Origin of the sequence: Streptomyces sp. DH24 (assembly GCF_029813775.1) — a bacterium.
Lineage (GTDB): Bacteria > Actinomycetota > Actinomycetes > Streptomycetales > Streptomycetaceae > Streptomyces.
Genome location: NZ_JARVKW010000003.1, coordinates 77535 through 98290, shown reverse-complemented (window position 1 = coordinate 98290; position 20756 = coordinate 77535). Strand labels below are relative to the sequence as shown.

Genomic DNA, 20756 nt, shown 5'->3' with positions numbered 1-20756 from the left:
ACGGGAGCCTCAGCTGGGGCGTACCGCCATCTTGTCGAGGGCCTCCAGCAGACCCGGCAGTTCCGGGCCACGGCCCACCGGCAGGACCTCGCCCGGTTCCTCGTCCAACAGGACGAACGCGATGTCGTCGGTCCTGGCCACCAGCGACCAGCCGGGCCCGTCGGCGCGCAGCGTCCGCGCGTCGCCCGGGGCGAACGACGACCGGACCCGGCCGAGGGGCGGCGGCGAGTCGACGTAGGCCCGCGCCTCGGCGAGGACCCGTCGGACACCGCCGTGCCCCTGGGGAGCGTCGCGCCCGGCCTCACCCGTTGCCCCGGGCGTCTGCGCGCTGCCCTTAGGGCTCTCGGCGGCAGCCTCCGGGCCCGTCGCGCCGGCGAACTCGGCGTCGTCGATCTGCTCGCGCCACATCGCCCACTGCAGCGCGATCTCGTCGGCCCCCAGGCGCCGCTGCGCCGGACCCCAGGTCGAGGTGTCCGGCGGCGACAGCGGGGCACGGTCCGCGACCTCCGGGGCGGGATCGTGCGGCGCCGGCACGTTCGGCGCCGCGACCGCGACCGCGAGGGGCCAGCCGGGCAGGGCGGCGACCACGCTGCGCTCGTCCGGCGACAGGTCGTACTCCATGCCGCAGTCCCAGGAGGCGATGGCCACGGCGACCAGCGACACGTCGTCCACCACCACGGTCCACCTCGCGCCGTCGCCGTCCTGGCCGAGCACCAGGCCGTAGCCGTCGGCCAGCGGCGGGAGACCGAGCGCGGCGCAAGCCTCCGGATAGTCGTCGCCCAGCACACTCGGGAACTTCGCCGGCGTCAGCAGCACCGCCGTGAGCACATAGAGCGCATCGTCCTCGGCGGCGACGGCGTTCTCATCCGTCCCGGCCATCCCAGCCTCCCCATCGGTTTGTCCAACGGCGCGCACCCTAATGCGCCGGGAACGCCCTTGTCACGACTCCCAGTGGCATCCGGAGCTGCGGCTTTCCGGGCGGAAAGGCGAATCGACCGCGCGCCGGGCCCGCGCGTCAGGCCGCCGGAAGCCCCAGGAGGGAACGCGCCACGGCCTGCGGCGACTCGCCGCGCTCCCGGGCGAGCGCGATGACGGCCCGACAGGCGAGCTCGCTGACGCCGAACGACAGAGCCTCCGGAGACACCCATTCCGCGGCCTCGTCCATCCGCTCCCGGTCGTCCTCCGCGGACGCCGCGACATAGGTGGCGGCGGCCTCGAAAAGATTGTGCGCCCGCCTGTCCCGGCCGGTGTCCCCCTCGGTCCGCCGGGCACTGACCCGTTCTGCCCAGATCCTGCGGAATCCGTCGAACACGCCGATCACCCTCCCTCGTGTCGTCCCTCGTGGCTGACCGTACATCTCCCGCTGCTCAACGTAGAGTTGGTGCCCCGGCGGCAGAAGGGGGACGGCCCGGTGCAGCGCTACGCACGGCTGGAGCAGATCCGGCGGATGGATCCGTACGAGGACGCCTCGGAGATCTACCGGCTCTCCTCGGCCTACGAGTTCCCGTGGGACTTCACACGCGCCCTTGAACTGGCCCTTTACCGCACCTACGCGGTGCCTTCCATCGGCCGTCTGCTGGCCGAGACGGCGGAGCTGACCGACCGCACCCAGCAGCGGTACGACGACACGTCGCTCCTTCTCGACGCGATCGTGGAACACGGCTTCAGCAGCCCGCAGGGCAGAACCGCGATCCGCCGCGTCAACCAGATGCACCGCAGCTACGACATCAGCAACGACGACATGCGGTACGTGCTCTGCACGTTCGTCGTGATGCCCAAGCGGTGGATCGACGCCTACGGCTGGCGCACGTTCTCGCGCCACGAGACCGTCGCCGCCGCGGTCCACTACCGCACCCTGGGCCGCCACATGGGCATCAACGACATCCCCGGTACCTACGAGGAGTTCGCCGACTGCCTCGACAGCTACGAGGAAGCCCATTTCGGCTGGGACGAGGGCGCCAGGCGGGTGTCGGACGCCACCCTCGCCCTGATGGGTTCCTGGTATCCGCGCCCGGTGCGCCCGCTGCTGCGCACCGCGACGCTCGCCCTTCTCGACGAGCCGCTGCTGCGGGCCTTCCGCTATCCGCCGCCCGGGCCAGGCACGCGCGCGCTGGTGCGCCGTGCGGTGCGGCTGCGGGGACGCGCGGTCCGTCTGCTGCCCCCGCGGCGCGCGCCGCACCACGCGCGCCAGAACTGGGAGATCAAGAGCTACCCCGACGGCTACCGGCTCGAAGAGCTGGGCACCCACCCGGTCCCCGGCGTGCGCGGCTGTCCCGTCCGGCACCTCAACGGGCCGGCCACCGAGTGAGCGTCGCCGGAGCCCGGCAGGCGCCGGACTCGCGGAAGCCGTCGGTCCGGAGCGTCGCCGGAGCCCGCAGGCGCCGGTCCCGGAAGCCGTCAGTCCGATCGGACCGCAAGAGCGAGGAACCTGGCGTCCTCGTCGACGTACGACGTCAGGTGCCACCCCGAGCCCGCCAGCAGCGGACGGAGATTGGGCTCGGCGCGCAGGTCGGCCGGGGTGATCCGACGGCCTTGGCGTGCCGCGAGCGCGGCCCTGCCGACCGGGTGGAACAGCGCGAGTCTGCCGCCGGGGCGCACCACGCGCGCCAGCTCGCGCAGGTTCTCCTCCGGTTGCGGCAGATGCGCGATCAGCCCCGCCGCGAACACGGCGTCCAGCGATCCCGAACGCAGCGGCAGGGACGCCACGTCCGCGAGCAGCAATCGGCCCTCACGGTCCCGCCCGGCCCGCACGGCGGCCTCCAGCATGGCCGGCGTCAGATCCGCGCCGACGACCAGCCCCGAGGGCCCCACCGCGGCACGCAGCGGCGTCAGGGCACGGCCGGTGCCGCAGCCCGCGTCGAGCACGCGGTCGCCCTCGCGCAGTCCGACGTCGGCGACGGCGGCCGCGTAGGCCGGGCCGTCGTCGGGGAACTTGGCGTCCCAGCCGGCGGCCCGGGCGGTGAAGAACTCCTGCACGTGCGTGTGGTCGTCGCTCATGCCCGCATGATCCCGCACCTTCGCGTGCGGTGCGGCGCACCGGACCGGTCGGCTGGGGCGCCGCTTCGACGGGACGGTCAGTCCGCGACGTTCTTCTCGGCCAGGACCTTGTCGATCGTGACGCGGACGAGGAGTTCGCCCGGAACGCCGTTGCGCGCGCCGAACTCCTCGGCGCGCTCCTCGCCCATGTACCGGGCCCCGATCCGCCCCGCCCAGTGACGCAGCTCCGCGAGGTCCTCCGAGAGCCGGGCGCGGCCCTGCAGCACGACGAAGTCGAACGGCGGCCGGTCGTCGTCCACACAGAGGGCGATCCGTCCGTCACGGGCGAGATTGCGCCCCTTCACGGTCGACTTGCCGGTGGTGAACACCACCTCGCCACCGTCCAGCAGGAACCAGATCGGCGTCACATGCGGGCTGCCGTCTGCCCGAACGGTCGAGAGCTTTCCGGTGCGGGTGCCGTGGGAGACGAACGCCCGCCATTCGTCGTCGGTCATCTTCTCTGCCATGCCCCCATCCTCCTTGCCCGCGGCCATGTGGTGGGGAAGGCTGGCTGGGGGAGCTCCTCCCGCCAGGGGGAGACATCGCACGGGGAGAACACGGGGAGACCGGACCATGGCGCAGACCAAGGGACTCGGCTGGCTGCTGGACGACCTGACCGAACGCGTCGCGCATGTGCGGCACGCGCTGGTGCTGTCCAACGACGGACTGGTGACGGGGGCGAGTACGGGACTGCGGCGTGAGGACGCGGAACACCTCGCCGCCGTGTCGTCCGGGCTGCACAGCCTCGCCAAGGGCTCGGGGCGGTACTTCGGCGCGGGTGACGTACGCCAGACCATGATCGAGTTCGATGACGCGGTGCTGTTCGTCACCGCGGCCGGCACGGGCAGTTGCCTGTGCGTACTGAGCGGCGCGGAGGCCGACATCGGCCGGATCGCCTACGAGATGACCCTGCTCGTCAACCGGGTCGGCGAGCACCTCGACGTGGACGCGCGGCAACCGGAACAGAAGCCGCGATCAGACTCCTGACCTGGCCTTTCGCTGTGCCCCGTGGAGTTTTCCACAGGCTCGCCACGAGATTCGCGGAAGCGGCTACGGTTTTTTTCCGAGGCCGTCCCGACCGGGCGGGCCGACCACTCCACGGGGGAGACCGACCATGACCGGCAGCACCGCCACATCATCGACGACCACATCGCTCGCGCCGAGCCGAGCCGCGAGGGAACTGGGACTGAAACGCAGCGAGTTCGACCTCGCCGTGCACCTCGGCCGCATCAGGACCGTCCGCGACGAGGGCGGCGGACGCGTCGCCCGCGAGGAGATCGAGCGGCTGCGCGCCGGCAAGGGCTTTCCGGACGGGCTGCGCAAGCGCGTCGAAGCCGTCGGCACCAAGGACGGGGCGGCAATCGTCGACGTGACCCCGAGCAGGTTCACCCGCCTCGCCCGCCTGGGCCTCATCGTGCCCGTGAAGTTCTACCTGAATCGGTACAGGGCCGTCGTCTGGCTCTATCTGGCAGAGGAACTGCGGCAGTTCGCGGCCGAGGAGAACAACGCGCCGCTGCTGAGCGGCCGCACACCCGAAGGCCTGCGGAGCCAGTTGGCGGCGGGAGTGGACCTGCGCCCGCGCAACTGGCGGGGACGCCACCTCGGATTCCTGCTGCGCCAGGCCGACGGCGACCCCTGGGCCCGCGCCGCCGCCGTGACCTGCCTGCTCGATCCCGTCCAGGTGACGGAGATCGTCAAGGACCCCTGCGAACGCGCCTACCTGAGCCGGCTCCGGCCCAGGGTGCCCACCCACGGCGCACCCGGCTCCCCGTCCGCGGCCCTCGCCCACGACATCATGACCGCGCGCGACCCGGACGAGATCGGCTGGCTCCGCGCCGACCTGGCACGGGCACTGGACGAAGCACGGCACCACCGCCCGGCGCCCCGCCCGGCAGCGAAGCCGGACGCGGCAGGCCCGCAAGCGAAACGGCACGCCGCCGGGGCAGCACAGGACACCACCGAACCGGAACAGGACACGGCGGTGCCGGACAGGCCGCGCGGCCTGCGCGGCTGGCTGCGCCGCAGAGGAACGCGACCTACAGCGCCCTGAACAGCCCTTCCTGGACCACCGACACGAGCAGACGTCCCTCGACGTCGTAGATCCGGCCACGGGCCAGGCCCCGCCCGCCCGTCGCGATCGGCGACTCCTGGTCGTACAGGAACCACTCGTCCGCACGGAACGGCCGGTGGAACCACATCGCGTGGTCCAACGACGCCATGTCGAACCCTCTCGGACCCCACAGGGGCTCCACGGGGATACGCACGGCGTCCAGCAGAGTCATGTCGCTGGCGTAGGTCAGCGCGCACGTGTGCACCAGCGGGTCGTCCCCCAGTGGGCCCACCGCGCGCATCCACACGGCGCTGCGCGGATCGGCGTCCTTGATCTCCTCGGCGCTCCAGCGGAGCCGGTCGACATAGCGGATGTCGAACGGCTGCCGGCGGGCCATCCGCTCCAACTGCTCAGGCAACATGCCCAGATGCTCCCGGATCTCCTCCACGACCGTCGGCAGGGACTCGGGGGACGGGACCTCGCGGGCCGGCGGCAACTGGTGCTCGAAACTCCCCGGTTCAGGCTTGTGGAAGGAGGCGGTGAGATTGAAGATCGTGCGGCCCTGCTGCACCGCGGTGACCCGGCGGGTGGTGAACGACCGCCCGTCACGCACCCGCTCGACCTGGTACACGATCGGCACGCCCGGCCGGCCGGGCCGCAGGAAGTACGCGTGCAGCGAGTGCACGGGACGGTCGCCCTCGGTGGTGCGCCCGGCGGCGACCAGCGCCTGTCCCGCCACCTGGCCGCCGAAGACCCGCTGCAGGGACTCCTGCGGACTGCGCCCACGGAAGATGTTGACCTCGATCTGCTCCAGGTCGAGCAGGTCGACGAGGCTCTCGGCGGGGTTCGTCATGGGTGGCGTTCTCCTGTGCTCACAGCTGGCCGACGTCGGTGACGCGCACGATCGCGCGGCCCTCCGCGTCGGACGCGGTCAGGTCGACCTCCGCGCTGATGCCCCAGTCGTGGTCGCCGTTCGGATCGTCGAAGATCTGGCGGACGCGCCACAGAGCGTTCTGCGGCTCCTCCTGGATCACCAGCAGCTTGGGTCCACGGGCGTCGGGACCGGTACCGAGGTCCTCGTACTCGTCCCAGTACTTGTCCATCGCCTCGCCCCACGCCTCGGCGTCCCACCCGGACTCGGCGTCCATCTCGCCCAGCTCCTCGACCTGGTCAAGGGCCGCCAGCTCGACCCGGCGGAACATCGCGTTGCGGACCAGCACACGGAAGGCGCGCGCGTTGGTGGTGACGGGCTTGACCTCGTCGGCCTTCTCCTGGGCCTCCTCGGCGGTCATCTCCTCCGGGTTGGCCAGCTGCTCCCACTCGTCCAGCAGGCTCGAGTCGACCTGGCGCACCATCTCGCCCAGCCACTCGATCAAATCCTGCAGATCCTCGGACTTGAGGTCGTCGGGGATGGTGTGGTCGAGGGCCTTGTAGGCGCCGGCGAGGTAGCGCAGCACGATGCCCTCGGTGCGGGCCAGCTCGTAGAACGACACCAACTCCGTGAAGGACATGGCCCGCTCGTACATGTCGCGGACCACCGACTTCGGCGACAGCGGATGGTCACCGACCCAGGGGTGGCTCTTGCGGTACGTGTTGTACGCGTGGAAGAGCAGCTCCTCCAGCGGCTTCGGGTACGAGATGTCCTGGAGACGCTCCATGCGCTCCTCGTACTCGACACCGTCCGCCTTCATCGCGGCCACGGCCTCACCGCGCGCCTTGTTCTGCTGGGCGGCCAGGATCTGCCGCGGGTCGTCCAGCGTGGACTCCACGACGGACACCATGTCCAGGGCGTACGACGGCGACTCGGGGTCCAGCAGCTCGAACGCGGCCAGGGCGAACGTGGACAGCGGCTGGTTCAGCGCGAAGTCCTGCTGCAGGTCCACGGTGAGGCGGACGATGCGGCCCTCGGCGTCCGGCTCGTCGAGCTTCTCCACGACGCCGCCGTCCAGCAGCGACCGGTAGATGGCGATGGCCCGCCGGATGTGGCGCAGCTGCTGCTTGCGCGGCTCGTGGTTGTCCTCCAGCAGGTGCCGCATCGCCGCGAAGGCGTTGCCGGGCCGGGCGATCACCGACAGCAGCATCGTGTGCGTCACCCGGAAACGGGAGGTCAGCGGCTCGGGCTCGGACGCGATGAGCTTCTCGAAGGTCTGCTCCGTCCACCCGACGAAGCCCTCCGGCGCCTTCTTGCGGACGACCTTGCGGCGCTTCTTCGGGTCGTCGCCGGCCTTGGCGAGCGCCTTCTCGTTCTCGACGACGTGCTCGGGAGCCTGGGCGACGACGAAGCCCTCCGTGTCGAAGCCCGCCCGGCCGGCCCGGCCCGCGATCTGGTGGAACTCACGCGCGCGCAGCGTGCGCACCCGGCTGCCGTCGTACTTCGTCAGCGCCGTGAACAGCACCGTACGGATGGGCACGTTGACGCCCACGCCGAGCGTGTCCGTGCCGCAGATGACCTTCAGCAGGCCCGCCTGCGCGAGTTTCTCCACCAGGCGGCGGTACTTCGGCAGCATGCCGGCGTGGTGGACCCCGATGCCGTGCCGGACGTACCGGGAGAGGTTGCGGCCGAACTTGGTGGTGAAGCGGAAGTTGCCGATCAGCTCGGCGATCCGGTCCTTCTCCTCGCGCGAGCACATGTTGATGCTCATCAGCGCCTGCGCCCGCTCCACGGCCTGCGCCTGCGTGAAGTGCACGATGTAGACGGGCGCCTGCCGGGCCGCCAGCAGGTCCGTCAGTGTCTCGGTGAGCGGGGTGTACCGGTACTCGTAGGACAGCGGCACCGGACGGGTCGCCGAGCGGACCACGGCGGTGGGGCGGCCCGTGCGGCGCGTCAGGTCCTTCTCGAAGAAGGAGACGTCGCCGAGCGTGGCCGACATGAGGACGAACTGCGCCTGCGGCAGTTCCAGCAGGGGGATCTGCCAGGCCCAGCCGCGGTCGGGCTCCGCGTAGAAGTGGAACTCGTCCATGACGACCTGGCCGACGTCCGCGTTCTTCCCGTCGCGCAGGGCGATCGAGGCGAGCACCTCGGCCGTGCAGCAGATCACCGGAGCGTCGGCGTTGACGGAGGCGTCGCCGGTGAGCATGCCGACGTTCTCGGTGCCGAACAGCTTGCACAGCTCGAAGAACTTCTCGGACACCAGTGCCTTGATCGGCGCCGTGTAGAAGGTGACCTCGTCGCGGGCCAGGGCGGCGAAGTGGGCGCCCGCCGCGATCATGCTCTTGCCGGACCCGGTGGGCGTCGACACGATCACGTTCGCGCCGGAGACCACCTCGATCAGCGCCTCCTCCTGGTGGGGGTAGAGCGTGAGACCGCGCTCCTGGGCCCAGGACTCGAAGGCTTCGTACAGGGCGTCGGGGTCGGCGGTCGGCGGCAGCTGATCGATGAGGGTCACGCCCCCATCTTGCCTGGCCCCCCGCCCGATGCGGGAATCGGATGCCCGGCCGAAGATCGCGAACGCTACGCTGTGTCGCCGACGGCGCGTCAGCGCCCCCGGTCAACTGGACAGCGGCACACGAGGAATGGGGCGGGCAACCGCGATGATGGGACCAGCACACTCACTGTCGGGAGCCGCCGCCTGGCTCGGCGTCGGAGCGGCAGCCGCAGCGGCCGGTCACACGATGCCCTGGCCCGTCCTGTTGGTGGGTGCGCTGATCTGCGCCGGGGCGGCGCTCGCCCCCGACCTCGACCACAAGGCGGCCACCATCTCACGGGCCTTCGGGCCGCTGTCCCGTGGGCTGTGCGAGATCGTCGACAAGCTGTCCTACGCCGTCTACAAGGCGACCAAGAAACAGGGCGACCCGCGCCGCTCCGGCGGGCACCGCACGCTCACGCACACGTGGCTGTGGGCCGTGCTGATCGGCGCGGGCACCTCGGTGCTGGCGATCACCGGGGGCCGCTGGGCCGTGCTGGCGATCCTCTTCGTGCACATGGTGCTGGCCATCGAAGGGCTGCTGTGGAGGGCGACCCGCGGCTCCAGCAGCGACGTACTGGTCTGGCTGCTGGCGGCGACCAGCGCCTGGATCCTCGCGGGCGTCCTGGACAAGCCGGGCAACGGCGCGGACTGGCTGTTCACGGCGCCGGGCCAGGAGTACCTGTGGCTGGGCCTGCCGATCGTGCTGGGCGCGCTGGTGCACGACCTCGGCGACGCGCTGACGGTGTCCGGCTGCCCGATCCTGTGGCCGATCCCGGTGGGCCGCAAGAGGTGGTACCCGATCGGGCCGCCGAAGGTCATGCGGTTCCGGGCGGGCAGCTGGATCGAGCTCAAGGTGTTGATGCCGGCGTTCATGCTGCTCGGCGGGGTCGGCTGCGCGGCGGCGCTCAACTTCATCTGACGGCGGGTGTTGCGGGGGCGGGCGGTGCGCTTCCGGCGGCCGGTGGTCCTCTGGCGGCCGATGCGCTTCCGGTGGCCGCCGGACTCGGTGCGGGTGGGGCGGGCGGTGCGCTTCCGGTGCCCGGCGGACTCAGTGGGTGCCCGGCGGGCGTTGCCCATCCCGTGCCCGGCGTGCTCCTCTCGGCGGTGGGTGCCGGTCCGGCCGCGGGGGCGCCTCCGGCGGCCAGTGCTGGTCCGGCGGCCGGTGATCATCCCGTGCCCGGTGCGTCTCCGGCGGGCGGGGCGCGGTCCACGGCCGGTGGACGTCCGGCGGCCTCCGGTTCGCCGACGGCCACGGCTCGGCCGACGGCATCGGGCGTCCGGGCGGTGGGCGGCTCCTCAGCCGGTGCTCTGTCCCTGTCCGCCGCCGTACCGTCGCTGGAAACGGGCGACGCGGCCCTCGGAGTCCACCGTGCGGGCCTTGCCGGTGTAGAACGGGTGGCTCTCCGAGGAGATCTCCACGTCGACGACCGGGTAGGTCTCGCCGTCGTCCCAGTCGATGGTCTGGTCGCTCGTCGCGGTCGACCGGGTCAGGAAGGCGTACCCGGCGGAGCGGTCACGGAAGACGACGGGGTGGTAGGCGGGGTGCTTGTCCTGCTGCATGCTGCTCCTCGTGCGGAGTCGGCGGCGGTGCGGCGGGCCGGGCGGCGTCAGCCGGGCAGGCTCTCCTCGTCGACGATGTGCACGGCGGCCTCCTCGGCGGAGGCGGCAGCGCCGTCGATGCCCACGTCCATGGCGACGAGCGCGCTTTCCTCGTCCTCGTGGGCCCCTTCGTCGGGAGCGACGAGCCGGCCGGAGCGCGCGTCGCCGACCTCGTTGTCCAGGAGTTCGCCGTCGGTGCCCTGGGAGTCACCGAGACCGTCTCCGTCGAGGGGCGCGAGGTCCGGCGTCTCCTCGGCGAGTCTCTGGTCCAGCGTCTCGCCCTGACGGCGCTCCGCGGCTGTCACGCCGATGTGTTCCACCGCGAAGGGCCGTTCCGGTGGGGACCAGCCGCGGTCGAGCGGGTCGTCGACACCGTCGTACTCCAGGGTGTCCTCCGCGTCGAGAAGCCCCGTGTCCTCGCGCTGCTCGGATCCGTCGGGCTGGTAGACGTCGTCTCCCCATCCGTCGGCGCTGTTCACGGGTACCTCCAGGGGGTGAGGACGGGCCCCTTCTCGTCGCGGACCGCGGTGGGCCTCGCCTGCCGGGAGCACAGGCGCCACCCGTCGCCGAACCACATGGTTCCCGGGCGCTCCCCGAGCCGGTGCCTTCCTCCAGCCTTCCACCCCGGTTCGGGACCGCGCAACGGCAGGCGGCAGCGCCTGGTGACCGGCCCGCCACGGCCCGCCTCGCACCTCGCTGCCCGGGACCGCCGGCCTGCCCGGGTGTCCGGGGCGGTGCCCGGCCCGGACACCGGCGGCCTGCCGGCCCCAGCAGACGGAACCGCCCTGACCGCCGCGGCCGAGGGCACCGGCCCGACCGAACCGGGCCTCGGCGCCGCCGCGACCGCCCGAGGCGTCAGCATCGTCGTGACCGCCCCGGCCGTCAGCGCCGAGGCGACTGCTGCCCAAACCATGGGCATCGTCGTGACCGCCCCGGCCGTCGGCGCCAAGGTGACTGCCCGAACCAGGGGTGGCGTCGTGGCTGCCCCGGCCGTCGGTGCCGGGGGAGCCACGCCGCACGCGGCCGGGTCACCCGTGCCACGACCGCCACAGCGCCGCGTACGCCCCGTCGGCCGCGACCAGCTCGTCGTGGCTGCCGAGTTCGCTGATGCGGCCGTCCTCGACGACGGCGATCACGTCGGCGTCGTGGGCCGTGTGCAGCCGGTGGGCGATGGCGACCACGGTGCGGCCGTCGAGGACCCGGGCCAGGGACCGCTCCAGATGACGTGCCGCCCGAGGGTCGAGCAGGGACGTCGCCTCGTCCAGGACCAGCGTGTGCGGGTCGGCCAGCACCAGGCGGGCCAGCGCGATCTGCTGCGCCTGGGCCGGGGTGAGCGCGACGCTGCCGGAGCCGACCTCGGTGTCCAGGCCGTCGTCCAGCGCCCGGGCCCAGCCGTCCGCGTCCACGGCACCCAGCGCCGCCCACAGCTCGGCGTCCTCGGCGGCGGCGCGGGCGAGCCTGAGGTTGTCGCGCAGGGAGCCGACGAAGACGTGGTGCTCCTGGTTGACAAGGGCGACGTGGGAGCGGGTGCGCTCGGCGGGCATCCGGGAGAGTTCGGCGCCGCCCAGGGTGATCCTGCCGTCCCGGGGCGCGTAGATGCCGGCCAGCAGCCTGCCCAGGGTGGACTTGCCCGCGCCCGAGGGACCGACGAGCGCCAGCCGCGTGCCCGGGGCCACCTCCAGGGACACCTTGCGCAGCACGTCGACGCCCTCGCGGTAGCCGAAGTGCACCCGGTCGGCGTGCACGTCGCGCCCCTGGGGAGTCAGCGAGTCGTCACCCACCTCCGGCTCGATGTCCCGGACCCCGACCAGCCGGGCCAGCGACACCTGCGCCACCTGCAGCTCGTCGTACCAGCGCAGGATCAGCCCCACCGGGTCGACGAGCATCTGGGCGATCAGCGCGCCCGTCGTCAGCTGACCGACCCCGATCCAGCCCTCCAGGACGAACACGCCGCCGATCAGCAGCACGGAAGCGAGGACGGTGACATGAGTGACGTTGATGACCGGGAAGAGCACCGACCGCAGCCAGAGGGTGTAGTTCTCCCAGGCGGTCCACTCCTTGATGCGGCGTTCCGACAGGGCCACGCGGCGATCACCGAGACGGTGGGCCTCGACGGTCCGCCCGGCGTCCACGGTCTCGGCGAGGGCGGCTGCCACGGCGGCGTATCCGGCGGCCTCGGAGCGGTACGCGGAGGGCGCCCGGCGGAAGTACCAGCGGCAGCCGGTCACCAGCAGCGGCACGGCGAGCAGCACGGCGGGCGCCAGTTCCGGAGCCGTCACGACGAGCCCGCCGAGCAGGAGGCCCGCCCAGACGACGCCGATGGCCAGCTGCGGTACGGCCTCGCGCATGGCGTTGGCGAGGCGGTCGACGTCCGTCGTGATCCGGGACAGCAGATCGCCCGTCCCGGCGCGTTCCAGCACGCCGGGCGGCAGCCCGACCGACCGCACGAGGAAGTCCTCCCGCAGGTCGGCCAGCATCCGTTCGCCGAGCATCGCGCCGCGCAGCCGCACCTGCCGCACGAACACGGCCTGGACGAGCAGCGCGATCACGAACAGTCCGGCCGTGAGCTCCAGACGCAGGTCCTCGGCCCCGTCCGACACCCGCTCCACGAGCCTGCCCAGCAGGTAGGGACCGGCCATGGAGGCGATCACGGCGACCGTGTTGACGGTGACGAGGAGCAGGAAGGCGCGCCGGTGCCGACGCAGCAGTTCGGACACGTAGGCGCGTACGGTCGCGGGGGCGCCGATCGGCAGGGTGCTCGCCGTGGTCGGGGCCGCCGGGTCGTACGCCGGTGGCGCCACGCCGATCATGCGGTCTCCTCGATCTCTTCCAGTTCTTCGAGTACGTCGCGGTCTTCAAGTACGTCGTGTCCATCGAGTACGTCGTGCAGCTCGGGCGTCTCGTCCGCGGGCGCGGCCCTGCCGGTCGTTACCTCGCCCAGGGACACCTCGTCGTCGGTCTCCCGGGTCACGACCGCCCGGTACCGGGGCTCGGTCGCCACCAGTTCGCGGTGGGCGCCCACCCCGACGACCTGCTCGTCGTGCAGGAACACGACGCGGTCGGCCCGGTCCAGCAGCAGCGGGGACGACGTGAACACGACGGTCGTGCGGTCGGCCCGCAGCTCCCGTACGCCTCGCGCGATCCGTGCCTCGGTGTGCGAGTCGACGGCGGAGGTCGGTTCGTCCAGGACGAGCACCTCCGGGTCGGTGACCAGGGACCGGGCGAGGGCGAGCCGCTGGCGCTGGCCGCCGGACAGCGACCGGCCGCGCTCGGTGATACGGGCGTCCATCGGGTCCTCGGCGTCCAGCGAGCCCTGCGCGAGCGCCGCGAGGACGTCGTCGCACTGGGCCGCGGCGAGCGCGTCGGCCGGGTCGACGTCGCCCGAGGCGGGTACGTCGAGCAGTTCCCGCAGGGAGCCCGACAGCAGCACCGGGTCCTTGTCCTGGACGAGGACGGCGGTGCGCGCCGAGTCCAGCGGCAGTTCGTCGAGCGGTACTCCGCCGAGCAGTACCGAGGTGCTCTGCTCGGAGGCGTGTCCGCCCAGGCGTTCCGCCAGCCGCCCCGCCGCGTCCGGGTCGCCGCACACCACGGCGGTGAGCCGTCCGGTGGGAGCGAGCAGACCGGTGGCCGGGTCGTACAGGTCACCGGACACAACCTCCGGGGCGCGCGTCCCCGCAGTGTCGGTGGCCCGCTCCAGCGACAGCACCCGCGCGGCCCGCTTCGCCGAGGGACGGGAGAAGGAGTAGGCCATCGCGATCTCTTCGAAATGGCGCAGTGGATACGTCAGGAGCATGACCGAGCTGTAGACCGTGACCAGTTCGCCGACGGTGATGCGGCCCTCACGGGTGAGACCCACGCCGTGCCAGACGACCGCGATGAGCAGCAGACCGGGCAGCAGGACCTGGATCGCGGCGATCAGCGACCACATGCGGGCGCTGCGCACGGCCGCCCGGCGCACCTCCTGGGAGGCGCGGCGGTAGCGGTCGAGGAAGAGTTCCTCGCCGCCGATGCCGCGCAGTACGCGCAGACCGGCGACGGTGTCGGAGGCCAGCTCGGTGGCGCGGCCAGCCTTCTCGCGCTGTACGTCGGCGCGTTGGGTGGCGCGGGGCAGCAGCGGCAGTACGGCGACGGCGAGGACGGGCAGGCCCACGGCGACGATCACGCCGAGGGCCGGCTGGTAGACGAGGAGACCGATGCAGACGAGCACGATGGTGAGGACGGCGGCGGTGAAGCGCGACAGCGCCTCCACGAACCAGCCGATCTTCTCGACGTCCCCGGTGGAGACGGCCACGACCTCGCCGGCCGCGACGCGTCGGGTCAGGGCCGAGCCCAGCCGGGCGGTCTTGCGGGCCAGCAACTGCTGGACGCGGGCGGCGGCCGTGATCCAGTTGGTGACGGCGGTGCGGTGCAGGAAGGTGTCACCGACGGCGTTGGCGACGCACACCAGCGCCATCAGGGCACCGGCCAGCGCGAGGCGGCTGCCGGAGCGGTCGACGACGGCCTGCACGGCGAGGCCCACGCAGAACGGCAGGGCGGAGACGGCACCGAAGTGCAGCAGACCCCAGGCCAACGACTTGGACTGGCCGCCCAGTTGGTTCCGGAAGAGCCACCACAGGAATCGGGGCCCCGAGCGAGCGTCCGGCTCTCCCGGGTCGGGATACGGAAGGTCTTGGATCTGCATGACGTCCCAGTGGCTCGTGTCAGGTCGGGGAGGAGGGAGTCGCTGTGCGCGAACAGCAAACCGTGACAGGTTCGCGTCGCAGAGTGGTGGGAGGCAAACGGTTTTTACGCGGCGGTGGAAGCCTCGGTCCGTACCCCGGGCATGCCGAGGGCCCGCGGCGGCGGGCACGGTGATCCTGCTGTCGCCCGCGCCGAGATGCGGCCTGTCACTCTCGTCCTGGTGGGGCTCAGCAGGTGGGCTGTTCTCCGTGGGGGTGGTGCAGGTGCCCCTCGGGTGCGCCGTCCACCAGGGTGTCCAGGAGACCGCCGAGCACCTTGCGCTGCTCAGCCGTCAGGGGCGCCAGGATCTCCTTCGCCGCGGCCCGGCGCGCTCCGTGCAGTTCGCGCACGGCCCGGTGGCCGTCGTCCGTGAGCTCGATCCGGATCACCCGGCGGTTCGTCGGGTCCGGAACGCGGCGCACCCTGCCACTCGCCTCAAGACCGTCCACGAGTGTCGTCACCGCGCGGGGGACCACTTCCAGGCGCTCGGCCAGGTCGGCCATGCGGGGCGGCGAGGGGTAGTGCGCCAGCGTGCGCAGCAGCCGGGCCTGCGCCGGCGTGACGCCCAGGCCGCCCTGCTGGAAATGGCGCTTCTGGATGCGGTGCATCCGGCGGGTGAGGCGCAGCAGCTGTTCGGCGAGCGGGCCGTCGGAGTCGGCGGTGGTCATGCGGGAACAATATCAGGATGCTGTTCATTGTGAGTATAGGTAACAATGAGTTAGGCTCCCTCGGGCGCCGTGGGCCGTGTCTAGGTCCGTGCCGCGGCCCGGCCTCCCGGCCACCCAGGCGGGAGCCCCGATTCACCGAGGCACTCGTCGCGATCCCCCGACTGCCGATCCACCGACCGTCGGTCCACCGAACCGCTGAGCACCGGTCGTCACGCCCCCTTCATCTCCGTAGGAGCCCATGCACCCCGATCACGAACCCGCCTGGACCCCGCCGGCCGGCTCAGAGGAGCAGCCGCGGCAGGTCCGCCGTATCCTCACGCTCTTCCGCCCCTACCGGGGCCGTCTCGCGATCGTCGGCCTGCTGGTCGGGGCCGCGTCGCTGGTCTCGGTCGCCACGCCCTTCCTGCTGAAGGAGACGCTCGACGTCGCGATTCCGGAGGGCCGCACGGGGCTGCTCAGCCTGCTCGCCCTCGGCATGATCCTCAGCGCTGTTCTCACCAGCGTCTTCGGTGTGCTGCAGACCCTGATCTCCACCACGGTCGGCCAGCGCGTCATGCACGATCTGCGCACCGCCGTCTACGGCCGGCTCCAGCGCATGTCGCTCGCCTTCTTCACCCGCACCCGCACCGGCGAGGTGCAGTCCCGGATCGCGAACGACATCGGCGGCATGCAGGCCACCGTCACCTCCACGGCGACGTCACTGGTCTCCAACCTCACCACCGTCATCGCCACGATCGTCGCGATGCTCGCCCTCGACTGGCGGCTGACCGTCGTCTCGCTCCTGCTGCTGCCGGTGTTCGTGTGGATCAGCCGGAGAGTCGGCAACGAACGCAAGAAGATCACCACGCGCAAGCAGAAGCAGATGGCCGAGATGGCTGCCACGGTCACCGAGTCGCTGTCCGTCAGCGGCATTCTGCTGGGCCGCACAATGGGCCGCTCCGACTCGCTCACCAGCGCCTTCTCCGACGAGTCCGAGCGCCTGGTCGACCTTGAGGTGCGGTCGAACATGGCCGGGCGCTGGCGGATGGCCGTGATCACGATCGTCATGGCCGCCATGCCCGCCGTCATCTACTGGACCGCCGGGATGGCACTCCAGTTGGGCGGCCCGCAGGTCTCCATCGGCACGATCGTCGCCTTCGTCTCGCTCCAGCAGGGCCTGTTCCGTCCGGCCGTCAGTCTGCTGTCGACCGGCGTGCAGATCCAGACCTCGCTCGCGCTGTTCCAGCGCATCTTCGAGTACCTGGACCTGCCCATCGACATCACCGAGCGCGAGAACCCGGTCCGCCTCGATCGGATCAAGGGGGAGATCCGCTTCGAGAACGTCGAGTTCCGCTACGACGACAAGGGCGCCCCGGTCCTCGACGGCATCGACATCGCCGTCCCCGCGGGCAGCAGCCTCGCCGTCGTCGGCCCGACCGGGGCCGGCAAGTCCACGCTCGGCTACCTGGTCCCGCGGCTGTACGACGTGACGGGTGGCCGGGTCACCCTCGACGGGGTCGACGTGCGCGACCTCGACTTCGACACCCTGGCACGCGCGATCGGCGTCGTCTCCCAGGAGACGTACCTTTTCCACGCCTCCGTCGCCGACAACCTGCGCTTCGCCAAGCCGGACGCCACCGACGAGGAACTGCACGCGGCGGCGAAGGCCGCCCAGATCCACGACCGCATCGCCGCCCTGCCCGACGGTTACGACACCGTCGTCGGCGAGCGGGGGCACCGCTTCTCCGGCGGCGAGAAGCAGCGCCTGGCCATCGCCCGCACCATCCTGCGCGACCCGCCGGTCCTCATCCTCGATGAGGCGACCAGCGCCCTGGACACCCGCACCGAGCACGCCGTACAGGCGGCCATCGACGCGCTGTCGGCCAACCGCACCACGCTCACCATCGCGCACCGCCTGTCCACCATTCGGGGTGCCGACCAGATCGTGGTCCTCGACGCCGGCCGGGTGGCCGAACGGGGCACGCACGAGGAGCTGTTGGAGCGCGACGGCCAGTACGCGGCACTGGTCCGGAGGGACGCCCGACTGGAGCTGACGAAATGATGATATGCCGGGTTTGTGACGTTTAGCGGGTTACCGTGCCCGCATGCAGATGAACACTCCGTCACGGAGCACGATTCGACTGACGCGCCGGGGCCGTCTCGCCCTCATCGCGACCGGAGCCGTCGTGGCCGGCACCGCCGTGGCGGTGCCGCTGCTGGTGATGGGCGGTGACGAGAACACCCGGCCCACATCCCTGGTGATCCCGGAGGGCTGGCGCGCGACCCAGGTCTACGAGGCCGTCGACAAGGCCCTCGCCCTGCCCGCGGGCACCACCAAGAAGTCCCTGGCCAAGACCGACCTCAAGCTGCCCAACGACGCCGAGGGCAACCCCGAGGGCTACCTCTTCCCGGCGACGTACCCGCTCGACGAGAAGACGACGCCGGAACAACTGCTCAGGGCCATGGCCGAGACGGCCCACAAGAAGTTCAACGGCGCCCCGATCGCCGCCGGCGCGGAGCGCAACGCGATGAACGTCTACCAGGCGGTCACCATCGCGAGCATCGTGCAGGCCGAGGCGGCCACCAAGGACGACATGGGCAAGGTGGCCCGGGTCATCTTCAACCGGCTGGAGCGCGGCATGCCGCTCCAGATGGACTCCACCATCAACTACGCCCTGGGCCGCGCCACACTGAGGACGAGTACGAAGGACACCCGGCTCGACAGCCCTTACAACTCGTACCAGCGCATGGGCCTGCCGCCCACACCGATCGACAACCCGGGCGAGGAGGCGATGCGCGCCGCGATCGACCCCACGCCGGGAGACTGGCTGTACTTCGTCACCGTCAAGCCCGGCGACACCCGCTTCACCGCCGACTACGCCGAACACCAGCGCAACGTCGCCGAGTTCAACCGCATTCAGAAGAACTCGGCGTCGCCCGCGGCCAAGTGAGCCGTGCGGGACATCACGCGGCCACCGGCGCGGGCTCGCCGGCCAGTAGCCGCCTGATGTCCCGTACGGCCGCGCGTCCCGCGCGGTTGGCGCCGACGGTGCTGGCCGACGGGCCGTAACCGACGAGGTGGACGCGCGGGTCGGCGACCGCGCGCGTGCCCTCGACACGGATGCCGCCGCCGGGTTCGCGCAGCCGCAGCGGCGCGAGATGGCCGACGGCGGGCCGGAAACCGGTCGCCCACAGGATCACGTCGGCGGCCACGTGCCGCCCGTCGTCCCACGCCACGCCGTCCGGCGTGATCCGGTCGAACATGGGCTGCCGGTCCAGCACACCCTCGCGCAGCCCCTGCCGGATCGCGTCGTTGAGCGGCAGGCCGGTCACCGAGACGACACTCCTGGGCGGCAGCCCTTGCCGTACCCGCTCCTCGACCAGCGCGACCGCGGCCCGGCCCGCCTCCTCGTCGAAGGGTCCCTCCCGGAAGACCGGCGGACGCCGGGTCACCCACGTGGTCGCGGCGGCGAGCGGCGCGATCTCCAGCAGGTGCTGTGTGCCGGACGCGCCGCCACCCACCACGACGACCCGCTGCCCGGCGAACGCCTCGGGCCCCGGGTACTGCGCGGTGTGCAGCTGCCGTCCCCGGAAGGTCTCCCGGCCCGGGTAGCGCGGCCAGAACGGGCGGTCCCAGGTGCCGGTCGCGTTGATCAGCGCCCGCGTCGCCCAGTTCCCGTCCGAGGTCTCCACGAGCAGCCGCCCCTCGCCGCCCTCCCGTACCGCCCGCACGTCGACCGGACGCCGGACCCGCAGATCGAAGGCCCGCTCGTACGCGGCGAAGTACTCCGCGACGACCTGCGACGACGGCCGCCCCGGGTCCGCGTCCGTGAGCTCCATGCCGGGCAGCGAGTGCATGCCGTGCACCTTGCCGTACGTCAGCGACGGCCAGCGGAACTGCCAGGCGCCGCCCGGACCGGGGGAGTGGTCGAGCACCACGAAGTCCTGGTCCGGGCGGAAACCGGTGCGCCGCAGGTGGTGGGGGCCGGGCCGGCCGGCCGGTGCCGCGCCCACGACGACGACCTCGACCTCACGCGTGTTGTTCACGCTTCTACCAACAGGGGCGGGCCCGCCGGTCTTCCCGGCGGATTCCCAGGGCTCAGCGTCCGCCCGCGACGAGAAACGGCGCACCCGTGGCCGCCCCCGCGTCCGCCAGCAGGCCGCGCGCCGCGAGCTCGGGAATCACCCCCTCCCCGAACCAGTACGCCTCCTCCAGATGCGGATAGCCGGACAGCACGAAGTGCTCGATGCCCAGTGAGTGGTACTCCTCGATGAGGTTCGCCACCTCGCTGTGGCTGCCGACCAGCGCGGTGCCCGCGCCGCCCCGCACCAGGCCGACGCCCGCCCACAGGTTCGGGTGGATCTCCAGGTCGGCGCGGGAGCCGCCGTGCAGGGCCAGCATGCGCTGCTGTCCCACCGACTCGCTGCGCCCGAGCGCGGCCTGCGCCGCCGCGACGGTGTCCGCGTCGAGGTCGTCCAGCAGCCGGTTCGCCGTCGCCCAGGCGTCCGCCGAGGAGTCCCGGGAAATGGTGTGCAGCCGGACCCCGAAGCGGACCGTGCGGCCCTCCGCCCCGGCGAGGGAGCGGATCCAGTCGATCTTCTCCTTGACCTGCGCGGGCGGCTCGCCCCAGGTCAGATACACGTCCGCGTGCCGTGCCGCGACGGGCCCGGCCGCCGGTGACGAACCGCCGAAGAACAGCGGCGGCACCGGGTCGGGCGGCAGCGCCGTCAGCCCGCCCTCGACCCGGTAGTGGACGCCGTCGAAGTCGTACGGCCTGCCCTGCCACACGCCTCGTACGACGGACAGGAACTCGTCGGTGCGGGCATAGCGCCGGTCGTGGTCGAGCCGGTCGCCGAAGCGCCGCTGTTCGGCGGAGTCGCCGCCGGTGACGACGTTCAGGAGCAGCCGTCCGCGGGTGAGGCGCTGGTAGGTCGCCGCCATCTGCGCGGCGAGCGTCGGGGAGAGCAGCCCGGGCCGGAACGCCACCAGGAACTTCAGCCGCTCGGTGTGCTGGGCGAGCGCCACCGTCGTCAGCCAGGCGTCCTCGCACCAGGTGCCCGTCGGCGTCAGCACCGCCTCGAAGCCCAGGTGCTCGGCCGCCTTGGCGATCTGCGCGAGGTACTCGATGTCGGGCGGGCGCACCCCGCTGACCTTGCGGGCCGCGCCCAGGTCGTTGGGGGCGTAGGCGTGGCGGTCCACCAGGGTGCGGCCGTCGCCGCCCGTGGGCAGGAACCAGTGGAGTCGTACGGTCATGTCGTGATCCCTTCTCGGCCGCGAGGCGCCGTCGCGCATCCCGG

19 protein-coding genes are annotated in these 20756 nt (G+C 72.0%); 6 read left to right on the top strand and 13 right to left on the bottom strand.

Annotation, left to right across the window (positions count from 1 at the left end):
* Positions 1–9: 9 nt before the first annotated feature.
* Both QC282_RS02990 and QC282_RS02985 read right to left on the bottom strand, forming a co-directional pair.
* On the bottom strand, positions 10–879 hold the full coding sequence (locus QC282_RS02990) for a hypothetical protein (protein WP_279547582.1): 870 nt from the start codon (positions 877–879) through the stop codon (positions 10–12).
* Between the two features lie 136 nt (positions 880–1015).
* Positions 1016–1312, bottom strand: a complete 297-nt coding sequence (locus tag QC282_RS02985; RefSeq protein ID WP_279547581.1) for a hypothetical protein — start codon at positions 1310–1312, stop codon at positions 1016–1018.
* A gap of 99 nt (positions 1313–1411) precedes the next feature.
* On the opposite strand from QC282_RS02985, the gene QC282_RS02980 reads away from it, so the two are divergent.
* Positions 1412–2308 (top strand): oxygenase MpaB family protein, encoded by an 897-nt coding sequence (locus tag QC282_RS02980; RefSeq protein WP_279547580.1) that lies wholly within the window; start codon positions 1412–1414, stop codon positions 2306–2308.
* 89 nt (positions 2309–2397) lie between these two features.
* Here the strand turns inward: QC282_RS02980 and QC282_RS02975 are convergent, their stop codons facing one another.
* Both QC282_RS02975 and QC282_RS02970 read right to left on the bottom strand, forming a co-directional pair.
* On the bottom strand, positions 2398–2997 hold the full coding sequence (locus tag QC282_RS02975) for a class I SAM-dependent methyltransferase (RefSeq protein ID WP_279547579.1): 600 nt from the start codon (positions 2995–2997) through the stop codon (positions 2398–2400).
* Positions 2998–3074: 77 nt separating this feature from the next.
* The gene (locus QC282_RS02970) at positions 3075–3503 is read right to left on the bottom strand and encodes a PPOX class F420-dependent oxidoreductase (RefSeq protein WP_279547578.1); all 429 of its coding nucleotides are present in this window, start codon (positions 3501–3503) and stop codon (positions 3075–3077) included.
* Positions 3504–3609: 106 nt separating this feature from the next.
* Between QC282_RS02970 and QC282_RS02965 the strand changes: the two genes are divergently transcribed.
* Positions 3610–4023 carry a roadblock/LC7 domain-containing protein gene (locus QC282_RS02965; RefSeq protein ID WP_279547577.1) on the top strand — a complete coding sequence of 138 codons (414 nt, stop codon included), beginning with the start codon at positions 3610–3612 and terminating at the stop codon, positions 4021–4023.
* Positions 4024–4150: 127 nt separating this feature from the next.
* A complete protein-coding gene (locus tag QC282_RS02960; protein ID WP_279547576.1) occupies positions 4151–5086 on the top strand; it encodes a DUF6397 family protein in 936 nt (311 codons plus the stop codon).
* Here the strand turns inward: QC282_RS02960 and QC282_RS02955 are convergent.
* Both QC282_RS02955 and QC282_RS02950 read right to left on the bottom strand, forming a co-directional pair.
* Complete coding sequence (locus QC282_RS02955; protein WP_279547575.1) at positions 5073–5939, bottom strand: acyl-CoA thioesterase II; 867 nt, start codon at positions 5937–5939, stop codon at positions 5073–5075. The genes QC282_RS02960 and QC282_RS02955 overlap by 14 nt on opposite strands.
* 19 nt (positions 5940–5958) lie before the next feature.
* Positions 5959–8472, bottom strand: coding sequence for an RNA helicase (locus tag QC282_RS02950; RefSeq protein ID WP_279547574.1), 2514 nt, complete (start codon positions 8470–8472; stop codon positions 5959–5961).
* Between the two features lie 145 nt (positions 8473–8617).
* Here QC282_RS02950 and QC282_RS02945 point away from each other — a divergent pair, with 145 nt between their 5' ends.
* Entirely contained in the window at positions 8618–9412 is a 795-nt protein-coding gene (locus tag QC282_RS02945) for a metal-dependent hydrolase (RefSeq protein WP_279547573.1), read from the top strand.
* Positions 9413–9789: 377 nt separating this feature from the next.
* Here QC282_RS02945 and QC282_RS02940 read toward each other — a convergent pair whose 3' ends face one another.
* From QC282_RS02940 to QC282_RS02920, 5 genes are all read right to left on the bottom strand, one after another.
* The gene (locus QC282_RS02940) at positions 9790–10053 is read right to left on the bottom strand and encodes a type B 50S ribosomal protein L31 (RefSeq protein ID WP_279547572.1); all 264 of its coding nucleotides are present in this window, start codon (positions 10051–10053) and stop codon (positions 9790–9792) included.
* A 47-nt stretch (positions 10054–10100) separates the two neighbouring features.
* On the bottom strand, positions 10101–10571 hold the full coding sequence (locus QC282_RS02935) for a DUF5709 domain-containing protein (protein WP_279547571.1): 471 nt from the start codon (positions 10569–10571) through the stop codon (positions 10101–10103).
* 549 nt (positions 10572–11120) lie between these two features.
* Positions 11121–12902, bottom strand: coding sequence for an ABC transporter ATP-binding protein (locus QC282_RS02930; protein ID WP_279547570.1), 1782 nt, complete (start codon positions 12900–12902; stop codon positions 11121–11123).
* On the bottom strand, positions 12899–14773 hold the full coding sequence (locus QC282_RS02925) for an ABC transporter ATP-binding protein (RefSeq protein ID WP_279547569.1): 1875 nt from the start codon (positions 14771–14773) through the stop codon (positions 12899–12901). Before QC282_RS02925 ends, QC282_RS02930 begins: the two co-directional genes overlap by 4 nt.
* A gap of 226 nt (positions 14774–14999) precedes the next feature.
* The gene (locus QC282_RS02920) at positions 15000–15479 is read right to left on the bottom strand and encodes a MarR family transcriptional regulator (protein WP_279547568.1); all 480 of its coding nucleotides are present in this window, start codon (positions 15477–15479) and stop codon (positions 15000–15002) included.
* Between the two features lie 238 nt (positions 15480–15717).
* Between QC282_RS02920 and QC282_RS02915 the strand changes: the two genes are divergently transcribed.
* Together QC282_RS02915 and mltG are read left to right on the top strand one after the other, a co-directional pair.
* Positions 15718–17520, top strand: a complete 1803-nt coding sequence (locus tag QC282_RS02915; RefSeq protein WP_279547567.1) for an ABC transporter ATP-binding protein — start codon at positions 15718–15720, stop codon at positions 17518–17520.
* A gap of 43 nt (positions 17521–17563) precedes the next feature.
* Positions 17564–18409: an endolytic transglycosylase MltG gene (mltG, locus tag QC282_RS02910; RefSeq protein ID WP_279547566.1), complete on the top strand. Its 846-nt coding sequence runs from the start codon at positions 17564–17566 to the stop codon at positions 18407–18409.
* A 13-nt stretch (positions 18410–18422) separates the two neighbouring features.
* Here the strand turns inward: mltG and QC282_RS02905 are convergent, their stop codons facing one another.
* Both QC282_RS02905 and QC282_RS02900 read right to left on the bottom strand, forming a co-directional pair.
* Positions 18423–19505, bottom strand: coding sequence for an NAD(P)-binding domain-containing protein (locus QC282_RS02905; RefSeq protein ID WP_279547565.1), 1083 nt, complete (start codon positions 19503–19505; stop codon positions 18423–18425).
* A gap of 52 nt (positions 19506–19557) precedes the next feature.
* Positions 19558–20712 carry an LLM class flavin-dependent oxidoreductase gene (locus QC282_RS02900; protein ID WP_279547564.1) on the bottom strand — a complete coding sequence of 385 codons (1155 nt, stop codon included), beginning with the start codon at positions 20710–20712 and terminating at the stop codon, positions 19558–19560.
* Positions 20713–20756: the final 44 nt, after the last annotated feature.